This window comes from Streptomyces gossypii (assembly GCF_025165795.1).
Classification (GTDB): Bacteria; Actinomycetota; Actinomycetes; order Streptomycetales; family Streptomycetaceae; genus Streptomyces; species Streptomyces gossypii.
This window is the reverse complement of the sequence record NZ_JAJAGO010000020.1, coordinates 106,844-129,892: the sequence shown is the minus strand read 5'-3', so window position 1 is coordinate 129,892 and position 23,049 is coordinate 106,844. Positions and strand designations below refer to the sequence as shown.

The following is a 23,049-nucleotide window of genomic DNA, read 5'->3' as shown; positions in this document are numbered from 1 at the left end:
CTGAGGCGTAGATCTGACGCCTGGACCGAGCCGCCCCCCTGTCGGGCCGGACGGCGGGCGCCTTGCGACGTCATGCCATGATCTGTGGATGTATCCGTCAGCTACTTGGTGTCTTCGAAGAAGACGGCTCCTGCCCAACCTCGGGCTGCTGGCTGCCGCGAGCGGGCTGCTCACCGCCTGTGGCAGCACGCCCGCCCCCGGCACCGACGCGGACGCCGCCGCCGTGCCCGCGCCGGCCTCGGCCTCGGCCAGCCCCTCCGCCATGCCTGCTCCGGCCTGCCCCGAGTCGGGAATCCTCGTGCGTCCCGGCACCGCGGAAGCCGCCATGGGGTTGCGGGTGATGAGCGTCGAACTGGTCAACTGCGGGGCGGAGAGCCCCTACACGGTGAACGGGTACCCGACGGTCCGGGTCCTGGACGGGGACCGGGAGGTGCTGGATATCGACGTCCGGCACGGGGCGTCGTCCGTGGCCCTTCTGGACCAGTTCGACAAGGGCCCGCAGCCGGTCACGCTGAAGCGCGGTGAGAAGGCGGTGGCCAAGCTGGTCTGGCGGAACACGGTGACCATATCCTCGGAACCGGCAGCCAACGGCCGCCATCTCACCGTCACCCCGGCGGCGGGGAGCGACGAGCAGACCGTCCCGGCCAACGTCGATCTCGGCAACACGGGAAAGCTCGGCGTGAGCGCCTGGGCCGCGGACCCGTACGGCCGCGGCGCGAACCCCGTGCCCACCCTCACCACCACACCCACCGTGGGCGCTGCCGCCCGGCCGTAGCCGCCAGCCGTCCTCCGGAGTCTCCCCGCCGCCCGCCCTCGCTCCCCGGCTGCCGTCTGTACGTGAGCTGTCCGTGCCCGTCCCCACATGGTGCGCCGTCCGGCGCTGTGCCGGGTGCATTCCGCCGGTAAGGGCCGTGGACCGCGCTCTGATCGGGCCAGCCGTCCACCCGAACATCAACAGGCTTTATTCTGACCCCTGTTGGGGCGAGGGCGCGGCGACACAACGGGGGAAACAGGCAGCATGACCAGGGCTGACGAGGGCGACCAGGAAGACCGCGTCGAGGGGCTGAAACCGCTCACTCAGGGCGATCCGCAGCAGGTCGGACCCTACCTGCTGCTCGGGCGGCTGGGCGCCGGCGGCATGGGACGGGTGTACCTCGCCCGGTCCGAGGGCGGACGCACAGTCGCCGTCAAGATGGTGCACGAGGAGCACACCTCGGACGCCCACTTCCGGGCCCGCTTCCGCCGGGAGATCGCCGCGGCGCGACGTGTCGGCGAACGCTACACGGCGCCCGTACTCGACTCCGACCCGGACGCCGAACATCCCTGGGTAGCCACCGGCTACGTGCCCGGTCTCACCCTCGAACAGGTCGTACGACGGTACGGTCCGCTGCCGACGGACTCCCTGTACCTCCTCGCCGAAGGACTGCTGCGGGCCCTGCGGGACATCCACACGGCGGACATCGTGCACCGCGACCTCAAGCCGTCGAACGTGATGCTGACGGTTGAGGGGCCGCGCGTCATCGACTTCGGCATCGCGCGCGCTCTGGACACGATGGAGTCGCTGCTGACCAGCACCGGCATGGTCATCGGCTCGCCCGGGTTCATGTCGCCCGAGCAGATCCGCGGCCGGGGAGCGGGGCCGAAGAGCGACGTCTTCACGCTCGGCTGCCTGCTGACGTATGCGGGGACGGGAGTGCTCCCCTTCGGGCAGGGGGCGACCAATCAGCACTCGGTGATGTACCAGATCGTCGAGGACACACCGCAACTGGACGGGGTGCGGGACGACCGCCTGCGTGCCCTGATCGACCGGTGCCTGACGAAGGAAGTCGACGAACGCCCTGACGTGGACGCCCTGTTGGCGGACCTGACGGGCTCCACCGAGGACTCCGACGGCGGCGCCGACTCCGACGCCGACTCCGACTCCGACTCCGAACGTGAGCGCCCCTCCGCGGCCGGTGGAGCCTGGCTGCCCGCCGCGGTCGTCGCCGACCTCGCCCAGCATGCGGCACGGCTCCTGGACACAGACGTTCTTCGCGAGCGCCCGCCGGAAGCCGCCTCGCAGGCTCGCGACCGCTCGACGGTCGGCCTGCATCCGAAGGAGCAGCCCGGCGAGGACGAGGGCGGGGCAGCCGCGCCGGAAGCCGAGAAGCCGGCACCGGTGCCGGTAGCGGTGGCGGTGCCGGAGCCGGATGCGTCAGCCGGGAAGGCAGCGTCAGCGGCGGCACCAACGGGAGGCAGGACCGGGGAGCAGGACCGGCGTTCCCGCAAGCGGCCCTGGAAACTCGCGGTGCCGGTCGTCGCCGTGGTGTCGATCGGCGGCGGGTCGGTGCTGCTGGTCGACCCGTTCGGCAGCTCGCAGGACCCGCCCCCGGCCAGCAGCAGCACCGAGCATCCCGGCGCCACCAACGCCCCTGACACGCCTGCCAGTTCGCAGCCGAAGGACGAGGAGAGCCCGCAGGGCTCCGACGACAACGCGAAGGACGGCAGTTCAAGGCAGCGCGGCGGGGGTACGTCGGGTGAGGGACCGGGCGACGGTGGTTCGAAGGAGGGCGACAAGAGCTCCGGCAACGACAGCACCGACTCGGACGAACCCGGCAGTTCCGAAGAGGGCGACAGCTCCTCGAGCGGCGGCGGAGACGGCGGCTCGACCGAGGGCAGCGACACCGACGACGAACCCGACGACGACGCCTCCGGAGACGGCGACAAGGTGCCCGCGCACTTCTCCGGCACCTGGACCCTCACCACCCAGTACGCCCGGCAGCCGGGCAAGGTGATCATCTCCAGAGCCGCACCCGGCGAGCACGCTGTCCGGCTCGTCAGCGACCTGACCGGTTCGGGCCACTGCGAGAACGTGGCCAGGCTGGTGTCAGTGACGGCCGACGGCAGCCGGATAGACATCGGCCCCGCCCCGGTCGACAAGTCCCGTTCCACGGGAAGGCTCTGCCAGCCGCATGACCCGTCGTCCTTCAGCCTCTACGACCCGAGCGGCATCCAGCACGACGTGGGGCCCGCCCACGGTGACGGCTACCACTACGAGCGCGCCGACTAGGTCCTAGGGTCTCTCGTTTCGATCATGGCCGAAGTGCCGACCGGTGAAGATCACTCAGCGCGTCGACCGGGTCGGCGGCCGACCGGCCCTCCGGCCACCAGTCATCGCTGCCCGGGTCACCCCGGTAGGGGTACCAGCGGCCGTCCCGCCCGAAGCGGAGCTGGACGCCGGCGGCGGTGAGGCGGTTGCGGCTGATGGACATGCGGGGGAACTCGGCGGCGGCCAGGGCGCCGCGCGCACGGTCGAAGTCACCGGCGGGCGGGTCCCATTCCTCTTCGAGTACGGCCAGGCCCGCCTCACCGCCCTGGCGCCACGCGGCGGCGGCGCGCGCAAGCCTGGTGGTGGTGCTGCCCGTCCGTTCCGCGAGGTGGGCGAAGAGCGGGGAGAAGGTGCGGCGGCCGGTGAGGTGCGGGTGGGTGGCCGCCAGGCGTACGGCGTCGTGCCAGGCGGTCAACTGCGGGAAGGCGTCCGGCGCGGAGCCGGCTGTGGCGGCGGTGGTGGCGGCGCTGGCGGTGGTGGCGCTGGCAGCGGTGAGGCCCAGGAGGCAGGCGTGGGCGCGGGCGGCCGTGTCGGTGGCCAGGAAGTCGAGGGCGTCCGGGTCGGGTATGTCCTTGTCCGGGGCCTCCCGGTCGGGGGCGCCGCCGGTGGGCGCGCCGGACGCCTCGGGCAGCAGTGGCGGCCCGCCCGGAGCCACCGGGAGTGGCAGCGGAGCGGGCAGTGGCGGGCGGACCGTGGTGGCGAGGGCGTCCCGGGCACTGATCCCGGGCAGGCGGCCCAGCGGGTCGGAGCGCGCGCCTTCCTGCCGGTCCCCGTCCGGGCCCGGTTCGCCCGGCATGCTGCCGGAACGGGCCGCCGCCAGCAGGGTGTTGCGGCGGCGCAGTTCGTCCAGCAGCTCAGTCTCGCCCCGGCCGCGCAGGAGCAGCAGCACGAAGGGGTCGGCGTCCAGGAAGCGGGCCGCCTGGTAGCAGAGCGCAGCGGCGTGCTTGCAGGGCTCTCCGTGGTCGGGACAGGAGCAGTGCGGTACGAGTTCGCCCTGCGCGGGCAGCAGACGAACGCCCGCGGTCTCCGCCGCCTCGGCGAGGGTCCGCGGCATGTCGTTGTCCAGCAGGGCGGCGATGTGGGCGGGTTGGGCGGCCACGGCACCCAGGAAGGCGTCCCACTCCTGGTCGGAGAGTTCGCGCAGGCGGATGCCGGTGCGGTACGGACGGGGGCGGCTGCCGTGGACGGCGGCCGTGATGCGCCCGGGGGTGACGGTGATCGCGGCGACATGCCCGGCCCGGGCGTAGGTACGGCCGCGCGAGAGGCGGCCGGGGTCGAGGGCGGACTCCTCCAGCGCCCGCACCCAGGCCCCGCCCCACCAGGACTCGGCGAAAGCGCCGCCTCCCCTGCCGGGGCGGGGCGGCAACGGCGGGAGGGTGCGGGAGCGAGGGTGGTCGACGGCGGCCCGCGCCGCACCGCGCGTACGCCCGGCGCCACCCGTACGCCCCGCGCCCGCGCGCGCGTTCACGAGGGCCGCCGCAGGGAGACGAGGTCCGCCAGTTCCGCGTCGCTCAGCTCGGTGAGCGCGGTCTCGCCGCCGCCGCTCAGCACCGCGTCCGCCAGTTCCCTTTTGGCGGCGAGCAGCTGGGCGATCCGGTCCTCCACCGTGCCTTCGGTGACCAGCCGGTGCACCTGTACGGGCTGGGTCTGGCCGATGCGGTAGGCGCGGTCGGTTGCCTGGTCCTCGACTGCCGGGTTCCACCAGCGGTCGTAGTGGATCACGTGGGAGGCGCGGGTGAGGTTGAGGCCGGTGCCCGCCGCCTTCAGCGAAAGCAGGAAGACGGGGGCGGCACCGGACTGGAAGTGGTCGACCATCTCCTCGCGCCGCGCCACGGGTGTGCCGCCGTGCAGCAGTTGGGAGGGGATGCCGCGACCGGCCAGATGCCGCTCGATGAGCCGAGCCATCTGCACGTACTGGGTGAACACCAGCACGGACGCCCCCTCGGCGAGGATCGTGTCGAGCAGTTCGTCGAGGAGTTCGAGCTTCCCGGAGCGCGCGCTCAGACCGGGTGCCGCCTCACGCAGATACTGCGCCGGGTGGTTGCAGATCTGCTTGAGCGTGGTCAGCAGCTTCATCACCAGGCCGCGCCGGGCGATGCCCTCGGCCGTCTCGATCCGCGCCAGGGTCTCCCGTACGGCGGCCTCGTATAGTGCGGCCTGTTCACGGCCGAGCGGCACCGGGTGGTCGGTCTCGGTCTTGGGCGGCAACTCCGGGGCGATGCCGGGGTCGGACTTCCTGCGCCGCAGCAGGAAGGGGCTCACCAGACGGGACAGCCGCTCGGTCGCCTCGGTGTCGCGCAGCGGGCCGCTGCCGCCCTCGACGGCACGGGCGTGCCGGGCGCGGAAGGTCTTCAGCGGGCCGAGAAGCCCGGGGGTGGTCCAGTCGAGCAGGGCCCACAGTTCGGAGAGGTTGTTCTCCATCGGAGTGCCGGTGAGGGCGACGCGGGCGGGTGCCTCGAGGGTGCGCAGGGCCCTTGCCGTCGCGGAGTGCGGGTTCTTGACGTGCTGGGCCTCGTCGGCGACGACCATCCCCCAGTGGTGGGCGGCCAGTTCGGCGGCGCTGCCGCGCATGGTGGCGTAGGTGGTGAGCACGAAGCCGCCAGGCTCGTCCAGGCTGCGGCCCGAGCCGTGGAAGCGGCGCACCGGCACGCCCGGGGCAAAGCGTGCGATCTCGCGCTCCCAGTTGCCCAGCAGGGAGGCCGGGCAGACGACGAGGGTCGGCGACGGGTGGTCCCGGTGCAGGTGGAGGGCGATGAGTGTGACGGTCTTGCCGAGACCCATGTCGTCGGCGAGGCAGCCGCCGAGCCCGAGGGAGGTCATCAGGTCCAGCCAGGCCAGACCGCGCAGCTGGTAGTCGCGCAGCGTCGCCCGCAGTCCTTCGGGCGGGGCGGCGGGCGGCAGCTCGGCGGTCAGCCGGTCACGGAGCGAGGCGAGCCTGCCGACCGGCACTGCCTCGACGCGTTCGCCGTCCACCTCGGTCTCGCCGGTCAGCGCCACGGCCAGCGCGTCCACCGGGTCCAGCAGCCCCAGGTCGCGTTTGCGCGCCTTGCGTACGAGCGCGGGATCGACGAGCACCCACTCGTCGCGCAGCCGCACCACCGGGCGGTGTGCCTCGGCCAGCGCGTCCATCTCGGTCTCGGTGAGCGGCTCACCGCCGAGGGCCAGCTGCCAGCGGAAGGCGAGGAGTCCGGCCTCCTCGAAGAAGCCGTGTCCGTCGGCGGCGGAGCCCGGCGATGCGGGGCTGTTCAGCACGGCGGTGGCGGTCAGCTCACGGGCGAGGCGCCGGGGCCAGTGGACGGTGACGCCCGCCTCGGCGAGCGTGTGTGCCGCCCGGCCGAGCAGTTCGTACAGCTCCTCGTCGGTGAGCGACAGCACGTCCGGGACGGGGCGTTCCAGCAGGCGGGCGAGCGGGGACCAGACGCGGGCGGCGCGGCGCAGCACCAGCAGCGTGTCGATCCGGGCGCGCGGTCCGAAATGGGTGGTGGCGGCTGCTGTGGCGGTGGCGGTGGCGTGCGGCTCACCGGCCCACAGCTCGGCGGCGTCGGCGACGACGGTGGGGTCGGCCAGGCTGTGCACCTGCACGAGGGCCGCCGCCGTGGTGACCTCTCCGACGCCGCGCTCCACGCCGGACGGCTGATCGAAGAGGTCCCGCGCGGACAGGTCGAGGCGCAGCGAGACCCGTACACCGGCGTCCGCCCCGGCCGCGACCTCGGCGGCCCAGTCGTGCGCACCGGGCAGCCGCGTCGCCGCCCGGCTCGCGAAGGCGGGCCCCACGGCGGCGGCTGCGGCGGGCGTACGGGGCAGGGCGTCGGCGATCGCGTCGAGGAAGGCCCGCAGCAGGGCCTCGGGCGCGGCGAGGCGCAAGGGGCCGTTGCCGGGCAGCGGTACGGCGTGCGCCTCGGCGGGCATGGCGGCGGCGATCGCCCGGAGCTGCGCGAGGTCCTCGGTGTCGAGGGGCCCGGCGCGCCAGGCATCGACGGCGCCGCCGGTCAGGCCCGGGAGCAGCCGTCCGCGCGCGATCAGGTGCAGCGCGTGCAGGGCGGCGGCCCCCCAGCAGGCGGCGGCGGGATGGGCGGCGGTCGCGTGACGGGCACGGGTCAGCAGCGGCAGGGCGTCGGTGACGGACATCCGCACGGCGGGCACCGTGCGCCGACGGGCGCCACTGCCGTGCCGCCTGGTGACGGTCAGCTCCTCCGGGGCTTCGATCGTCTCTGGCAGGGGGCCGCCGTCCGGGCGCCAGAAGGCGATCTGTCCTTCGCGCGGAGGGTCGGCGGGCAGGAACACCGCCGCGCAGCCCGCGAGGGCCTCACCCACGGGCGACTCCGTCCCCACCACCTTCTGCCAGCACTCCTTGAAGCCGTTCCGTCACACCGCCGGCCACGAGGCCTGCTGCGACCCCGGCCTGCACCTCCGTCGAGTCTACGGCTCGGAGGCGCCCCCCGGGGAGGAACTTGCTTGTGCAAGCAGATAGTCTCGTGGCATGAGTGAACGCACTGCGAACCGGACCACGAAGCACCCCGTGGCCGGATCCGCCGGCGACGACGAGGACGACCGGTGGTGCACGGCGGTGCGCCTGCTGGGCCGTATCGAACGGGAGTTGGACGTGCGACTGCAACGCCGCCACGGACTGCCCCTGTCGGAATACCGCGCGCTGTGCGCACTCAGCCGGGCCGAGGCGGGGGCCGCCATGCGCATGGGCGAACTGGCCGACCGCATCGGCCTCAAAGACAGCACCGTCACCCGGCTGATCGCCCGGCTGGAGGCTCAGGACCTCGCCGAGCGGCTGCAGGGCGGCGGCGACGGCCGGGCGGTCACCGCCGCCCTCACCGAGGCGGGCCGGCAGCGGTACGACGAGGCCGCCCCCACCTACCGGGCCGCGCTCGGCGCACAGTTGCACGCCGCGCGCGGCAACGTCCATCTGGCCGACCTCGCCGCCTGGGTGCGCGACGGGGAATCGTCCTCCATCCACTGAACCGACTGTCGCCTCTGACGCAAGGAGCCCTCGTGACCAACGCCGTCGACCACTACGACCTGCTGCTCGCCGAACACTTCTCCTGGATGCTCGGCGACGACATCCCCGGCTCCGCGACGCAGCAGGCCCGCCTGCTCCGCGATCTCGGCGTCATCCCCGTCAGCCCGAACGGCACGGAGGCCACCGCCGTCGACCTCGGCTGCGGCCCGGGCACCCAGACGCTCGCCCTGACCGCACTCGGCTTCACCCGTGTCCTGGCCGTCGACACGAACGCGGCCCTGCTGGAGGAACTGACCGCCCACACCAACGGCGACCCGGCCGCCACCGCAGCCGTACGAACGGTCCACGCCGACCTCCGTACCGCGCTGCCGCAGCTCACCGAGCCCGGCACCGTGGACGCGGTCGTCTGCATGGGCGACACCCTCACCCATCTCCCGGCCCGCTCCGATGTGACGGCGGTGCTGGAAGACGCGGCGACCGCGCTGGCCCCCGGCGGGAATCTGGTGATCACCTATCGCGACCTCACCCGGCCGCTGGAGGGCACCGACCGCTTCCTGCCCGTGCGCAGCACCGAGAACAAGCTGATCACCTGCTTTCTCGAGTACGCCGACGAGGAGACCGTCACGGTCCACGACCTGGTGCACCTCCGCTCCGGCAACGGCTGGGAGATGCACGCGGGGAGCTACCCGAAGCTGCGTCTCGGCACGGACTGGCTGGAGGGGCAGTGCCGGTCAGCGGGACTGACCGTGCGGCGCAGCGCCCCCGGCGCCCGTGGCCTCCACGTCCTCCACGCCGTACGGGGCAGCGCATGAGCACGTGAGCACGTGAGCACGCGAGCAGGTCGGCGTCAGTCGAAGTCGAGGACGTCGCGGGCGGGGCGGCGCGGGGTCGCGGGGCCTGAGGGGCCGTAGCCCAGGCGCAGCACCATCTGGACCCGGGCCATGGGCGACTGCGGATCGCGTGCGAGGCGTCGCAGGTCGGCCGATTCCATTGCCTGTGAGCTGAGTGCGGTGGCCAGGCCATGACCGGTGGCCAGCAGCAGGACGCGTTCCAGCGCCTGGCCCGCCCGCAGCCAGTCCTGCGGACGGTCCTCCTGGGTGCCCAGCAGCGCGAGTTGCGGCCGCTCCTCGAAGACGGCCGCCGCCCGCCCGGGCACCGGTCGGCGGCGGCCCGCGAAGTCCCGCACGGGTGCGTGGCCACCGTGCTTGCGCGGGCCGAAGGCATAGGAGGGGATGCCCTCGTCGGCGAACGGCGGGTCCAGGTCGCTGTCGCCGGAACGGGTCCAGCGGGCCAGTTCCGCCGCACGCTCCGGGTCCCGTGCCTCGCGGCCCTCGGCGTCGCGCACCAAGTCCAGCAGGGCCTCCGTGTGCCAGGGTGTGAGCAGGGCCAGCTGCGCCCCTTCGCGGCGAGCGGCGTCGGCGAGGGCGGTACGCAGCTCGGCCGGAATCTCCCGCTCCTCGAACGGCTCGCGGCTCGTACGGCGGCGCGCGATGGCCGGGTGGAGCGCCGCGAGCTCGCGGTCGTCGGGGCCGCTGAGCTCGGACAGCCGCAGCGTGGCGAGCAGGGGTGTCTCCAGTTCGTCGCCGGGGTCAGCAGCGGCAGCCGCAACGGCATGGGGCAGCAGCCGTGCCTGCGGATGCCGGCCCGCGTGCGCGGCGGCGACGCGGAGGTTGAAGAGCGCCGCGCCGCAGCCCAGGTGCATCGCCCGGTTGTCCGGGTCCGTGCGCTCCAGGGTCCGGAGAAGGTCGGCCCGCAGCTCGAACGTCTGACTGCCGGGGAGGAAGCGGAACCTCCACGGCTGCGCGTTGTGCAGGGACGGCGCGGCGATGGCCTCGGCGACAAGGCCCAGCACGGTGTCGGCGTCGAGCGGCTGCGCGGGCATGGGCGGCCTCCCTTCGTACCTGAATCCACGGTAACGGCCTTGAGCGCGATAGCCAGTGGATCAGGTCGTCAGGGCCGAACCGCGGTCGAAGATCGCGCTGCACCGCAGATGTTCACTGCGTACAACCGGCGCTACCGTGTGCGCATGTTTGCTTCTCTGCGCTGGAGACGGTTACGGCGGGCGGCGATGACGGTGGCGTGTGCGGCGGGGATCGCCGTGGCGCCCTCGGCGATGGCGACGCCGGGTGGCGCGGTCTCCTCGGAGACCCTCGCGAAGGGCCGGGCGGAGGAGGGGGTGGAGATCAAGATCCGAGGGGACGCCCAGGTCACCTATCGGAAGATCGTCATCGAACCCGGCGGCTCCACCGGCTGGCACTACCATCCCGGCCGCCTGCTGGCGGTCGTCGAGGCCGGCACCCTGACCCGTACGCTCGCCGACTGCTCGGTGGAGGTCTCCGGGCCCGGAGACACCGTGCTCGAACCGGTGGGGGCCGACCACACACACCTCGGCCGGAACCTGGGCGCCGAACCGGTAGTGCTCTACACGACGTACTTCACCCCGGCGGGCAGTCCCGACACGGTCGATGCGGAGGATCCGGGCTGCGATTGAACGCGGGACCGGAGCGCACCGGGAGCCGGCCGTGGCCGGACTCCCGGCCCGGCCACGGGCACGGCGGGGGCCATACCCTCCCCCGGCCGCCGCCCGTACCGGGGGCGGCCGGAGCGGACTTTGGAGCGAGGGCTGGGCGGTGCCCCCGGCGGACGAACGTGCGGACGGCGGCGCCTCAGGGCCTGTCCGCACTGGTCAGTAGATGGTGAGCCCGTACGCGGAGAGCACCTCGACGACGGGCTGGTGGAACGTCGTCCCGCCGGTGCTGCAGTTCCCGGAGGCTGCGGAGCCCACTGCCAGTGCCGTGTTTCCGGAGATCAACGGCGCTCCGCTCGCGCCCGGTTCGGAGCAGAGGTTGGTGCGGATCAGTCCGTACACCACGCCCTCGGGGTATCTGACGGTGGCGTTGAGCGAGGTGACCGTCCCGCAGTGCATGCCCGTCGTGCGGGTCACCTGGCAGACGCTCTGGCCGACGAGGGGATTGGCGGCGCCGGTGATGTCACGTACCTGGCCGCCGCCGATGCTGACCTCACCCGGATAGGAGATTTCGGAGTTGGTGTATCTGATCAGCGCGTGGTCGCCCCCTGGGAAGGAGACGCGCCTGGTGACACCCACCACCACCGTACGGGCCGGGTCCGCGTACCAGGTCTGGCTGCCGAGCGCGCAGTGGCCGGCCATGATGCCGTAGTACTCGCTCCCGCCCCGGGCGTTGAAGCCCACGGTGCAGACGGCCCCGGTGTCGCTGTAGAGGGGGTCACCGCCGCGGATGGCGAAGGCCGAGGCGGACGATGCTGGAGCTGCCGCCGTGGCGGCGGGTGCGGCGGTCAAGGTCAGGGCCGCCACCACCGCCGCGATCACGGCGGGCACGATGCGTCTGAGTCTCACGGTTTCCTCCCGGGGTCTCCGGTACACGGTTTCCGTTGGGCTCCCGCATTGTGGGCGGCGGTGGCGCACGAGGGTAGTCTTCCGCGCGCCATATCGGAGATGCCCGGGAGGAGAGGGGAGAGGGGGAGAAACTCAGCGGTCGCCGTCGCGGCTCAGTCGCCGAAGCCGGCAGCCTCGACGAAGTCGGGACGTGGGTCCAGCGCGGCGGCCAGCCGGAAGTGACGACGGGCCTCGTCGCCGCGATCGGCACGCTGGAGGGTGCGGCCCAGCGCGAAGTGGGCGAAGGCGTTGTCTGGTTCCCGCTCCAGGACGGTCTGGAACTCGCTCTCGGCCGAGCGCAGTTGGGCCCCCAGGAAGAAGGCGCGGGCGCGCAGCAGCCGTGCCGCCGTGTTCTCGGGGTACTCGGCGACCACTGGGTCCAGCAGCTTGAGGGCGCCGCGCGGATCGCGCGCCTCAAGGAGGTGCTCGGCGGCCCGGAAGCCGATGACATAGGTGGCTGGAGTGGGCTCAGACACGGTTTTGCCTCCTCGCCTGGTCGTTACGAGGCCGCTAACACCCACGGGCGACGGGGTATTCCGCGGGGCGCACGCGGGGCGGGCGGGGCAGCAGGGCGGGGCAGCAGGGCGGGGCAGCAGGGCGGGGCAGGGGCTGGTCCGGACCGTCACTTCCCGCCGCGCAGCTCCTCCCACACCTCGCGGACCTGCGGCTCCAGCGCCTCCAGCGGGCCGTCGTTGTCGATCACCACATCGGCCACGGCCAGCCGCTCCGCGCGATCAGCCTGCGCGGCCATCCGGGAGCGCGCCTCGGACTCCGACATGCCGCGCAGCCGGGTCAGCCGGTCCAGCTGGGTGGCGGGCGAGGCGTCGACGACCACCACCCGGTCGTACAGCGGCGCGAGGCCGTTCTCCACCAACAGCGGCACGTCGTGGACGACCACCGCATCGCGGTCGGCCGCCTGTTCCAGCTCCGCCGACCGCCGCGCCACCAGCGGGTGCACCAAGGCGTTGAGTGCGGCCAGCCGTTCGGTGTCGGAGAAGACCAACGAGCCCAGCCTCGCCCGGTCCAGGGTGCCGTCGCGGGCGAGGATCTCCTCACCGAACTCGGCGACGATCGCGCGCAGACCCTCCGTACCCGGTGCGACGACCTCCCGTGCGATGCGGTCGGCGTCGACGATCACCGCCCCGCACTCGGCGAACAGCCGCGACACCTCGCTCTTCCCCGCACCGATGCCGCCGGTCAGCCCGACCTTCACCCTGGTCATGGCCGCCACGCTATACGGTGCCGCCTGCCCGGGCGGCGTCAGGCAGGCACTTCCTGACGTGGCGCCAGCCCGGCGACCAGGTCGCCCGGCGTGACCCGGTCAAGCGCCGAGGCGTCCGAGGTACCCGGGTACAAGCGGTAGACGGTGCCGGTCGCCGCAGGCGGCAGTCCGGTCAGATCGGCGTGCACGAGGGCTCCGAAGACATGCCCGGCATCGGCGAGCAGCGGCTGCACGCTCGACGGCATGCCGTCCGGGGACAGGCCCTCACGCAGGCGGACGGCGAAGGCGTACGCCGACTCCCCCATGCCGCGCCGGTAGCTGAGCAGCTTGCCCTCGGACCGGACGAGCACGGGTGCGCCGGCCCGGGTGCGGGCTGCGGCGTGCCAGCAGGCCACGTCCCACAGGGTGACCCGGGCGCCCCCGCCGAACGCGTCGGTCAGGTCATGGCCCAGCCGCGCCAGCCGGTTGCGGTAGCGCCAGACGTCGTGGTGGGTGCCGTCGCTCTCCAGCGTGACGTCCGTCCACAGTGCCTGGCGGGTGGCCAGGTCGATCACCATCGGAACGCAGATCTTCGCGTCCCCGAGGAGATCGAAGCGCTGCCGCACCGTACGCACGTCGTACCGTGCGGGAGCGCCCGCACTCTCCGTACGCACCCGGCGGGCCGTACGGCGCGGCGGCTGCCCCGACGGGCCGTGCCGGTGCTTCCCGTCGTGCTCCTCACCGACCTTCATGAAGCCCGAGAAGGCGTCCGGCAGTTCCTCGAACGGCACGTCGTTGTAGGAGAGCACCACGGTGACCAGGTGACGCACGCCCGCCCGCGCCAGCCCGGGCAGGTCGAGATCCACGTACTCGGTGGCTCCGTGCGGCGGGGGCGCGGAGGTGTAGTCGCCGGAGTGGACTGCGGCGCCGCCCGCGTACTCCAGCCTTGTGTAATCGCACAGCCCGACGAAACGCCACTGGGCGTCGTACATCGCCACGGACAGATCGAGGTCCACCCGGGTGGCCCTGGGCTGCGTCCAGTGCAGGAAGAGCCGCACGCGTGCGCCGCCGCCCGGCATCGGCAGCGTGCTGCCGCGCGGGATAGCCACCAGTGAGGCGGAGACGCCGCGCTCGGCGGCGGGCACGGGCAGGTCGGCGAGCCCCGCGTCCAGCACCGCCGCGTCATACTCCCGCCGGTCGCCGGTGGCGGGAGCGGCGACGGCGCCGGGCAGGGAGCCGAAGCTGGCGCCGGGGCCGGTCAGCCGGTCCAGGATCTCGGCCTCGATGAGCGCGCAGACGGCGTCCGTGGACTTCGCGGGCAGCGGCAGGCGGCGCTCGGGCACGGCGTGCGCACGGGTGAGGCTGGCGCGCGGGAAGAAGACCCGGCGCGGCGCCGCGGCGTCCTGCTTCGCCCGCCCTCCGACACGGGCTCCAGCTCCCCGGGCCGCACCGCCGTGTGCGGTGCGGGCGCGCAGCACACCCAGCGCGCCGAGCAGCGGACCGGGCGCGACCGACGGCAGTGCGCGGGCCAGCGCCTCGGTCACCGCCTCCGGCAGCTCACCGCCCGACGCCGCGGCACGGTCCAGCAGATGGCTGAGCCTGCGCAGCAGTTCGCCGGGACGGGCGGCCAGCAGGCGGGCCGCCGCATCGACGTCGTACGCCGCGAGCGCGCTCTCCACCCGGCTCGCCCAGGTCGTCAGGCGCAGCTGGTCCCCGGCGAGCCGGATCTGCTCCGGATGGTGCGCGGCCTCCGCCATCAGCAGCTCACTCAGCGCGTCACCGGAGGTCGCGTCCGTGCCGCGCAGGGCGGCGAAGGCCAGCGCGGCGCGCGGGAAGCGGGCCGCGTACTCGAAGGGGTGCAGTCGCTCGGCGGCGCGCTTCCACTGCTCCGGATGGCGGGCGAGGTCCTCGGCGAGGGCGGCGAAGCGCAGCCCGTCGAGGATCTCCAGCAGCAGCCGGCGCAGCGGGCGCGGCAGGGGAGCCGCGCGCGGGGGCGGGCTGAGCAGGTCGGGGTCGCCGCCGGAGCGCACGCACAGCAGCCGCAGGATGTCCGTCGCCGTGTCGAGCCGGGCCCGCAGCGCCTCCGCCCGCACGGCGAAGTCTTCGGGCCGGGCGAGCAGGACGTCCAGCGCCAGCGCCTTGCTCTCGCGGAGCGGGATCTCTTCCGGCAGCCACTCCAGGCCGCCCTCGGTGCCCACATGGGCGAGCAGCAGATACAGGTCGTCGTGATCCTGCGGGCTCAGCGGCGTGCGGCGGGCGAGGAGCACGGCAAGCTCCTGCCGGGAAGCCTCCTCGCGCGAGGGGGCGAGACGGAGCACGCGCAGCACCGGGTCGGCGACCTCGGCAGCCTCAGCGGGCTGGTGGTGGGCGCGTGCGGCGGGCAGCGGGGACCACGGCGAGCACGGGCCGTCGGTGCGGAAGCGCTCCTCGCACACCGGGCAGCCGCTCCACTCGCAGCACTCCTCGCAGCATGCCCACGGCGCGGCCTCCCAGCAGCGGCGGCAGGCCAGGTGGCCGCAGCCGCGCACCGGGGCGACGCCGGGGCCCGGCAGTCCGCAGGCCATGCAGGGCTGATGGGGCTGGGCGGCGAGGTGGGCACGGATGCGGGAGGTGTAGAGGCTGTGCGCGTCCTCGCGGGGCACACCGTCCGGGAAGTGCCGGAAGAGCGGGGTATGGGTACGGTCGGCGCCGAGGAGCGCGTCGATGTCGGCGAGCAGCTGCCGCCCCCGGTGCGCCAGATCTGCGGCCGGGAGGGCGCCGAGTGCCTGGCGCAGTGCGGCGGTCAGCAGGTGGCCGCGGGCGGCCAGCTCCGCGTCGAGGGCGGTCAGCCCGTCGGCGGTACGGCTGCTGCCGGGGGTGCGGGAGTACGGCGGCCGGGCGGGCGCTGGTTCGAGGAAGACGCTCTGGCGGCGGCGGAACAGCACCTTCTCCACGTCCTCGGCGGTCATGCCGATGTCCCCTCATCCCCGTGCGATGCCGGTGATCCCGTGATGCGGGTGATCCCGGCCAAGTGTGAGCGCGAGGGCGGAGAGCAGGTGCGCTACGGATTCTTTTAAGAGAAGAAGAGAAGGAAGCACACCACGGAGCCGCCCCCGCGCAGACCCAACTCTGCAGCACGGGGGCGGAGTCCGCACCCGGATTTCCCGGGCAGGCCGTCTCGGTCAGTGCTCCCCTGAGCCGCCCTCGGACTCGCGGTCGGCGAGGAAGCGCTCGAAGACCGCGCCCAGTTCCTCCGCGGACGGCAACTCCACCGGCTCGGCCACCAGATTGCCTCTGGTCTCGGCGCCGGCCACGGCGTCGTACTGCTGCTCCAGGCCGCGCACCACCGACACCAGCTCCTCGTCGCCCTCGGCCAGCTGCCGCTCGATCTCGTTCTGCGTCTTGAGCGCCTCGCCGCGCAGCCCGTGCGCGATCTCCGGCAGCACCAGTCCCGTCGCGGAGGTGATCGACTCCAGAACGACGAGCGCCGCGTCCGGGTAGGTGGAGCGGGCGACGTAATGCGGCACATGTGCGGCGATCCCCAGCACATCGTGGCCGGACTCGGCGAGCCGCAGCTCCGCCAGGGCGGCGGCACTCCCCGGCACCTGCGCCTCGTCGAAGAGGGCCTGATGGCCGGGCACCAGATCGATACGGCTGCCGTGCGGAGTCAGCCCGACCGGGCGGGTGTGCGGCACCCCCATCGGAATGCCGTGGAAGGTGACGGCCAACCGGACGCCCGTACGCTCCACTATCTCGCGGACGGCCGCGGTGAAACGCTCCCACTCCACGTCCGGCTCGGGGCCGGACAGCAGCAGGAAGGGAGCACCCGTGGCGTCCCGCACGAGCCGCAGCTCCAGCGTAGGCGTCTCGTAGGACACCCACTGGCTGCGCCGGAAGGTCATCGCGGGGCGGCGGGCACGGTAGTCGATGAGCCTGTCGACATCGAACCGGGCCACGGTGAGATAGGGCTGGTTGTCCAGCACTCGCTCCACGATCTGGGAGCCCGTCTCCCCGGCGTCCATGAAGCCCTCGAAGTGGTAGAGCATCACCAGCCCGGCGCTGTCGTCACCGCTGATGATCCCGTCCACAGCACGAAGCCCGGCGGGCTCCCACTCGTACAAACCCTTCGGTTCCAGCACGTCAGCTCCTTCGTTACCTCTGGGCCAACGCACGAACCGCCACCGGCATTCCCGGTGTGTGAGCCTGTCGGGCTACTCCGGGCCGGGGGACGATTCCACCAGCAGGCGCGCGTAGTTGGCCATCGAGCGCTGGTAACGGGGCAGGTGCGGCGCGAGTGCGGTGAGTGCGACCGAGACGGCCTCCCGCTCCTCACCGATCTCGGTGAGGGCCAGCGCGAGCGTCGCCCGTACCGCGTCGTCCAGAGCGTCGGACCCGGCTGCCAGCTCGGCCCTCAGCAGGGTGACGCTCTCCTCGGCCTGACCGGTGTTCCGCAGCGAGCTGGAGAGCTGGATCACCGCGCGGCGGCGGCGCTCTCCCGTCAGCCCCGTCCAGAGCGCCTGCCGGTACAGCGGCACCGCGCGGTCCGAATGGCCGGTCGAGTCGAACGCGCTGGCCCGCTCGAAGGCCGCGATCGCGCTGTCCGGTGGGAGCTCGGCGGCGAGCCCCTCGATGAGCGCACGGAACTCGGCCTCGCCGTGCTGGTCGAGGGACGCCCAGGCGTCGGCGGTGCGCTGTTCCCAGTCTGCTACGTCCACCGCAACAGCCTCGCACAGCACCGGGCGGACCGGCACCCCTCTTCTTCCGGCGCTGTCCCGGCGGGGCCGGAGCAGCATAAGAGGCCCGCACCCCAAGGGGTACGGGCCTCTCGTGTCGATCACTCGACCGCGTGCCGCCTCAGCGGCGCGTGGTCAGCACTGACGTGGTCAGCTCTGACCTCCGGCCAGCTTCTCGCGGAGCGCCGCCAGCGCTTCGTCCGAGGCCAGCGCACCGGAGTCGTCCGACGACTCCGAGGAGTACGAGCCGCCGCCACCGCCGCCGCCACTGCTGCTGGTCTGACCGCCGCCACCGCCGCCGCCCTGCGGTGCCGCGGCACCGCCCGGCGTGGTGCCTTCGGCCGCCGCCTGCTCGTCGGCCTCGCGGGACTTGACCACCTGCGCCTGGTGCTGCTCGAAGCGCTGCTGCGCCTCGGCGTACTGGTGCTCCCACTCCTCGCGCTGCTTCTCGTACCCCTCGAGCCAGTCGTTGGCCTCGGGGTCGAAGCCCTCGGGGTAGATGTAGTTGCCCTGGTCGTCGTAGGACGCGGCCATGCCGTACAGCGTCGGGTCGAACTCGACGGCTGTCGGGTCGGCACCGAACGCCTCGTTGGCCTGCTTCAGCGAGAGGCTGATGCGACGGCGCTCGAGGTCGATGTCGATGACCTTGACGAAGATCTCGTCGTTGACCTGGACGACCTGCTCCGGGATCTCCACGTGGCGCTCGGCCAGCTCGGAGATGTGGACCAGGCCCTCGATGCCCTCGTCGACCCGGACGAACGCGCCGAACGGCACCAGCTTGGTGACCTTGCCGGGCACGACCTGGCCGATCTGGTGCGTGCGGGCGAACTGCTGCCACGGGTCTTCCTGGGTCGCCTTGAGCGACAGGGACACGCGCTCGCGGTCCATGTCGACGTCCAGGACCTCGACCGTGACCTCCTGGCCGACCTCGACGACCTCGGAGGGGTGGTCGATGTGCTTCCAGGAAAGCTCGGAGACGTGCACCAGGCCGTCCACGCCACCCAGGTCCACGAAGGCACCGAAGTTGACGATGGAGGAGACGACGCCGGAGCGCACCTGGCCCTTCTGGAGGGTGGTGAGGAAGGTCTGGCGGACCTCGCTCTGGGTCTGCTCCAGCCATGCACGGCGGGACAGGACCACGTTGTTGCGGTTCTTGTCCAGCTCGATGATCTTGGCCTCGAGCTCCTTGCCCACGTAGGGCTGAAGGTCGCGAACGCGGCGCATCTCGACCAGGGAGGCCGGGAGGAAGCCACGGAGGCCGATGTCGAGGATGAGACCACCCTTGACGACCTCGATGACGGTACCGGTGACGATGCCGTCCTCTTCCTTGATCTTCTCGATCGTGCCCCAGGCTCGCTCGTACTGGGCACGCTTCTTCGAGAGAATCAGGCGGCCTTCCTTGTCCTCCTTCTGGAGAACAAGGGCCTCGATCTCGTCACCGACGGCGACGACCTCGTTGGGGTCGACGTCGTGCTTGATCGACAGCTCCCGAGAGGGGATGACACCCTCGGTTTTATAGCCGATGTCGAGCAGGACCTCGTCCCTGTCGACCTTCACGATGACGCCGTCGACGATGTCGCCGTCGTTGAAGTACTTGATCGTCTCGTCGATCGCGGCGAGGAAGGCTTCCTCGGAACCGATGTCGTTTACCGCAACCTGCGGAGTGGTCGCGATGGTCTCGGTGCTGCTCGTCATGTGGAAAAGGGCTCCGGTACGGACGGTGAGTCGTAGGTGCTGCTACGCCGAGAACCCGCTATCGCACCCCTGCAAGCCAGCCGGATGCCAATCAAGGCAGAAACCCGAGGAGACCAACAACTGATGCGAGCGCGACCTGCTATGTCTGAGGCGCGCAGGCCCGCAGCGCAACTTGTAGCATACGGGGGCAGCAGGGCACGGTCAATGCGCGAACAAGCACACCTTGGACACAACCCCCCAATCCCGGCAGAATTCGCCGCTCGGACCACACGAGCGGCGGATTGCGCGTCCTCCTCGATACCGCCACCGACGATCCGGTAGCCGCCGACCAGCCGCTTTCACGAGTCCGGCAGAATTCGCAGCGACCCCTCCGCTTCCCGACCACGACGACGGGCACCATGATCCAGGGCGCATCATGATCAAGGACGACGACGAGCCGGAGGCCACCCGCCGCGACGCGGGGGGCCCGGAGAGCAGCAGGGCCAACCGCGCCTGGTGGGACCGGAACGCCGACGACTACCAGCAAGAGCACGGCGCCTTCCTCGGCGACAGCCGCTTCGTCTGGGGTCCGGAAGGCCTGGACGAGGCCGAGGCCGGACTGCTCGGCCCCGCATCGGCGCTGCGCGGGAGTGCCGTACTGGAGATCGGTGCGGGCGCGGCGCAGTGCTCCCGCTGGCTGGCCGCACAGGGCGCGCACCCCGTCGCGCTCGACCTCTCGCACCGCCAGCTCCAGCACGCGCGGCGCATCGGCACCTCACCCGGCGAGACCGCGGTGCCGCTGGTGGAGGCCGACGCGGCGGCACTGCCCTTCGCGGACGCCTCGTTCGACCTGGCCTGCTCGGCGTTCGGCGCCCTGCCCTTCGTCGCCGAGCCGGTGCGGGTACTGCGCGAGGCGCACCGGGTGCTGCGCCCGGGCGGGCGGCTGGTCTTCTCCGTCACCCATCCGATCCGCTGGGCCTTCCCGGACGAACCGGGCCCCGAGGGCCTGACCGTGTCCGGCTCCTACTTCGACCGGACCCCGTACGTGGAACAGGACGCGTCCGGGCGCGCCGTGTATGTGGAGCACCACCGGACGATGGGTGACCGTGTGCGGGACGTGGTGTCCGCCGGTCTGCGGCTGACGGACCTGGTCGAGCCGGAGTGGCCCGCCTGGAACCGGCAGGAGTGGGGCAGCTGGTCCCCGCTGCGGGGGCACCTGGTGCCGGGCACCGCGATCTTCGTCTGCGCGCGCGACTGACGGGCTGGCGGGATGACGGGCTGCCGGAGCGGCGGGTTGCCCGAGTGCAGGAGACTGGGCGGGTGCTGCGTACCGAGGACCTCAGCCGGCTGCCCGTAGCGGCGGCCGTACCCGCGCTGCGCGCGGCACTCGACGCGCAGGGCGTCGCCGTGCTCTGCGCTCCGCCGGGCACCGGCAAGACCACACTCGTTCCCCTGGAGCTGGCGGGCCTGCTCGGCGGCAGTGGAGATTCCCCGGCGGCCGCGGCCGCCGGGACGCCGCCGCCCGTGCACCGGGTGCTGGTCGCCGAGCCGCGCCGGATGGCCGCGCGTTCCGCAGCCCGGCGGATGGCCTGGCTGCTCGGCGAGGAGCCGGGGGCGAGTGTCGGTTTCACCGTGCGCGGTGAGCGGGTGACGGGGCCGCGTACCCGCGTCGAGGTGGTCACCACCGGCGTCCTGCTCCAGCGGCTCCAGCGCGATCAGGAGCTGACCGGCGTCGACGTGGTGCTGCTGGACGAGTGCCACGAGCGGCATCTCGACGCCGATACCGCACTCGCCTTCCTGCTGGACGTACGCGCCACGCTGCGGCCCGATCTGCGGATCATCGCCGCGTCGGCGACCCAGGACAGCGAGGCGTGGGCCCGCCTGCTGGCGTCCGGAGCCACGGCGGACGCGGACGCGGCACCCGTCGTACGGGGTGGCGGCGCGAGCCACCCGGTGGCCGTCCGCTACGCCGCGCCCCCGTCCGGCGTCCGCCCGTCCCATGGCACCTGGGTGGACGCGGCGCTGCTGCGGCATGTGGCGGCGACGGTGCGGGAGGCGCTGAGAACCGTGCCGGAGGGGGACGTGCTGTGCTTCCTGCCCGGCGTCGGCGAGATCGCCAGGGTGGCGGGGCTGCTGGGCGGCTCGGGCGCTGAGGTGTTGCAGCTGCACGGCCGGGCCCCTGCGGCGGTCCAGGAAACGGTGCTGCGAGGGACGGACGCGGGCGCCCTCTCCCGTCGCCGCGTGATCCTCGCGACCTCGGTTGCCGAGTCGAGTCTGACGGTGCCCGGTGTGCGGATCGTCGTCGACTCGGGCCTCGCCCGGGAGCCGCGCACCGACCACGCGCGCGGGCTCGGCTCGCTGGCGACGGTACGGGTATCCCGGGCGGCTGCCACACAGCGGCTCGGGCGAGCGGGGCGCGAAGCTCCGGGCACGGTCTTCCGCTGCTGGGCCGAGAGCGAGGATGCCTCCCGGCCGCGCTTCCCCTCGCCGGAGATCGCGGTCGCCGACCTGACGGCCTTCGCGCTGCGGACCGCCTGCTGGGGTGAAGCCGACGCGAGCGGACTGGCCCTGCTCGACCCGCCACCGGCCGGCGCGCTGGCGGCGGCCCGCGAGACGCTGCGTGCAGTCGGCGCGCTGGACGCCACGGGACGGGTGACCGGGCGTGGCACCCGGATGGCGGGCATGGGTGTGCACCCGAGGCTGGCACGGGCGCTGCTGGACGGCGCCGCGCTGGTCGGCGCGGCACCGGCGGCGGAGGCGGTCGCGCTGCTGAGCGAGGAGCCGCCGAGGGACTATGGCGACGACCTCGCGGAGGCGCTGCGGGCGGCGCGCCGGGGCGGCGACGCGTACGCGGCCCGCTGGCGCGCGGAGGTACGGCGGCTGCGGGCGGCACTCGGCGGGGGTGGAGGCGCGGGGACGGGCACGAAACCCGCCCGACAGCCGGACGAGGTCCTGGTCGCGGGCACCGTGGCCGCGCTGGCGTACCCGGAGCGGGTGGCGCGGGCACGCTCCGGACGGTCCGCTCTGATGGTGTCAGGCACCCGGGCGGAACTCCCGGAGGGCTCGACACTGCGGGAGGCCGGATGGCTGGCCGTGGCGGTCGCGGACCGCCCGGCGGGCGCGCCGTCGGCGCGGATACGGCTGGCAGCCGCCGTGGACGAGGAGACGGCACACGCGGCGGCCGGTGCGCTGCACGAGGTGCGTGCCGAGGTGCGCTGGGACACGGCACGCGGTGAGGTCGTGGCCCGTGAGGTGGAGTGTCTGGGCGCCGTCGAACTGCGGTCGAAGCCGCTGCGGTCGCCCGACGCCGACCAGGTGCGGGCGGCCGTACTCGACGGGTTGCGGCGCGAGGGGCTGGAGCTGCTGCACTGGTCCGAGGACGCCGTCGCGCTCCGCCGGCGGCTGGCCTTCCTCCGGCGCGAGCTGGGCGAGCCATGGCCCGAGATGTCCGACGAGGCGCTGCTCGCCCACGTGGGCGACGTGCTCGGGCGGGCGCGGTCCCGGGCCCGCCTCGCGGGAATCGACGCGGGGCAGTTGCTGCGCGGGCTGCTGCCATGGGCGGGCGGGGAGGCGGCGCGGCTCGGTGAACTGGCCCCGGAGCGCGTCACGGTGCCGTCCGGCTCGCGGGTGCGGGTGGACTACGCGGGCGAGCAGCCGGTGCTGGCGGTGAAGTTGCAGGAGCTGTTCGGCTGGAGCGAGAGCCCGCGGATCGCGGACGGCCGGGTACCGCTGCTCGTTCATCTGCTGTCCCCGGCCGGGCGGCCGGCTGCGGTCACCGCGGACCTGGCGTCCTTCTGGCGGGAGGGCTACCGCTCGGTGCGGGCGGAGCTGCGCGGGCGCTACCCGCGCCATCCGTGGCCGGAGGACCCGGCGACGGCAGAGCCGACCCGCAGGCTGAAGGCCCGGCGCGGCTAGGGCCTGCCGTTTGGACAGTGCGACCGTTGCGGCGCGCGGCCCCGGATCCCGGGAGGGCGGCGCGCCGCAACG

At 73.2% G+C, this 23,049-nt stretch carries 17 protein-coding genes; 7 read left to right on the top strand and 10 right to left on the bottom strand.

Annotated elements, in window-relative coordinates:
* Window positions 1–88: 88 nt before the first annotated feature.
* Entirely contained in the window at window positions 89–775 is a 687-nt protein-coding gene (locus LHJ74_RS31795; RefSeq protein WP_260221755.1) for a DUF4232 domain-containing protein, read from the top strand.
* A 243-nt stretch (window positions 776–1,018) separates the two neighbouring features.
* Entirely contained in the window at window positions 1,019–3,049 is a 2,031-nt protein-coding gene (locus tag LHJ74_RS31790) for a serine/threonine-protein kinase (RefSeq protein WP_260221754.1), read from the top strand.
* 22 nt (window positions 3,050–3,071) lie between these two features.
* Here the strand turns inward: LHJ74_RS31790 and LHJ74_RS31785 are convergent, their stop codons facing one another.
* Together LHJ74_RS31785 and LHJ74_RS31780 are read right to left on the bottom strand one after the other, a co-directional pair.
* Complete coding sequence (locus tag LHJ74_RS31785) at window positions 3,072–4,556, bottom strand: SWIM zinc finger family protein (protein ID WP_260221753.1); 1,485 nt, start codon at window positions 4,554–4,556, stop codon at window positions 3,072–3,074.
* Window positions 4,553–7,402 (bottom strand): SCO1167/SCO6262 family helicase, encoded by a 2,850-nt coding sequence (locus LHJ74_RS31780; protein WP_260221752.1) that lies wholly within the window; start codon window positions 7,400–7,402, stop codon window positions 4,553–4,555. Before LHJ74_RS31780 ends, LHJ74_RS31785 begins: the two co-directional genes overlap by 4 nt.
* A gap of 166 nt (window positions 7,403–7,568) precedes the next feature.
* On the opposite strand from LHJ74_RS31780, the gene LHJ74_RS31775 reads away from it, so the two are divergent.
* Window positions 7,569–8,060, top strand: coding sequence for a MarR family winged helix-turn-helix transcriptional regulator (locus LHJ74_RS31775; protein WP_260221751.1), 492 nt, complete (start codon window positions 7,569–7,571; stop codon window positions 8,058–8,060).
* Between the two features lie 32 nt (window positions 8,061–8,092).
* Window positions 8,093–8,872, top strand: a complete 780-nt coding sequence (locus LHJ74_RS31770) for a class I SAM-dependent methyltransferase (RefSeq protein ID WP_260221750.1) — start codon at window positions 8,093–8,095, stop codon at window positions 8,870–8,872.
* A 35-nt stretch (window positions 8,873–8,907) separates the two neighbouring features.
* On the opposite strand, the gene LHJ74_RS31765 is transcribed toward LHJ74_RS31770, so the two are convergent.
* A complete protein-coding gene (locus tag LHJ74_RS31765) occupies window positions 8,908–9,942 on the bottom strand; it encodes an Acg family FMN-binding oxidoreductase (protein WP_260221749.1) in 1,035 nt (344 codons plus the stop codon).
* Between the two features lie 144 nt (window positions 9,943–10,086).
* Between LHJ74_RS31765 and LHJ74_RS31760 the strand changes: the two genes are divergently transcribed.
* A complete protein-coding gene (locus LHJ74_RS31760) occupies window positions 10,087–10,551 on the top strand; it encodes a cupin domain-containing protein (RefSeq protein WP_260221748.1) in 465 nt (154 codons plus the stop codon).
* Window positions 10,552–10,746: 195 nt separating this feature from the next.
* Here LHJ74_RS31760 and LHJ74_RS31755 read toward each other — a convergent pair whose 3' ends face one another.
* The 7 genes from LHJ74_RS31755 to rpsA all read right to left on the bottom strand — a co-directional run bounded on the left by LHJ74_RS31755 (window position 10,747) and on the right by rpsA (window position 19,083).
* Window positions 10,747–11,436 (bottom strand): S1 family peptidase, encoded by a 690-nt coding sequence (locus LHJ74_RS31755; RefSeq protein WP_260221747.1) that lies wholly within the window; start codon window positions 11,434–11,436, stop codon window positions 10,747–10,749.
* Between the two features lie 152 nt (window positions 11,437–11,588).
* Entirely contained in the window at window positions 11,589–11,951 is a 363-nt protein-coding gene (locus tag LHJ74_RS31750) for a tetratricopeptide repeat protein (protein ID WP_260221746.1), read from the bottom strand.
* A gap of 146 nt (window positions 11,952–12,097) precedes the next feature.
* Window positions 12,098–12,697: a dephospho-CoA kinase gene (coaE, locus tag LHJ74_RS31745; RefSeq protein WP_260221745.1), complete on the bottom strand. Its 600-nt coding sequence runs from the start codon at window positions 12,695–12,697 to the stop codon at window positions 12,098–12,100.
* A 38-nt stretch (window positions 12,698–12,735) separates the two neighbouring features.
* The gene (locus LHJ74_RS31740; protein ID WP_260221744.1) at window positions 12,736–15,624 is read right to left on the bottom strand and encodes an MXAN_6230/SCO0854 family RING domain-containing protein; all 2,889 of its coding nucleotides are present in this window, start codon (window positions 15,622–15,624) and stop codon (window positions 12,736–12,738) included.
* A 213-nt stretch (window positions 15,625–15,837) separates the two neighbouring features.
* Window positions 15,838–16,794 carry a PAC2 family protein gene (locus LHJ74_RS31735; RefSeq protein WP_260221743.1) on the bottom strand — a complete coding sequence of 319 codons (957 nt, stop codon included), beginning with the start codon at window positions 16,792–16,794 and terminating at the stop codon, window positions 15,838–15,840.
* Window positions 16,795–16,866: 72 nt separating this feature from the next.
* Window positions 16,867–17,388 carry a tetratricopeptide repeat protein gene (locus LHJ74_RS31730; RefSeq protein ID WP_260221772.1) on the bottom strand — a complete coding sequence of 174 codons (522 nt, stop codon included), beginning with the start codon at window positions 17,386–17,388 and terminating at the stop codon, window positions 16,867–16,869.
* Window positions 17,389–17,538: 150 nt separating this feature from the next.
* On the bottom strand, window positions 17,539–19,083 hold the full coding sequence (rpsA, locus tag LHJ74_RS31725) for a 30S ribosomal protein S1 (protein ID WP_260221742.1): 1,545 nt from the start codon (window positions 19,081–19,083) through the stop codon (window positions 17,539–17,541).
* A gap of 415 nt (window positions 19,084–19,498) precedes the next feature.
* Here rpsA and LHJ74_RS31720 point away from each other — a divergent pair, with 415 nt between their 5' ends.
* Together LHJ74_RS31720 and hrpB are read left to right on the top strand one after the other, a co-directional pair.
* A complete protein-coding gene (locus LHJ74_RS31720) occupies window positions 19,499–20,320 on the top strand; it encodes a class I SAM-dependent methyltransferase (protein ID WP_260221741.1) in 822 nt (273 codons plus the stop codon).
* Between the two features lie 62 nt (window positions 20,321–20,382).
* Entirely contained in the window at window positions 20,383–22,977 is a 2,595-nt protein-coding gene (gene hrpB, locus LHJ74_RS31715; protein WP_260221740.1) for an ATP-dependent helicase HrpB, read from the top strand.
* Window positions 22,978–23,049 lie beyond the last annotated feature (72 nt).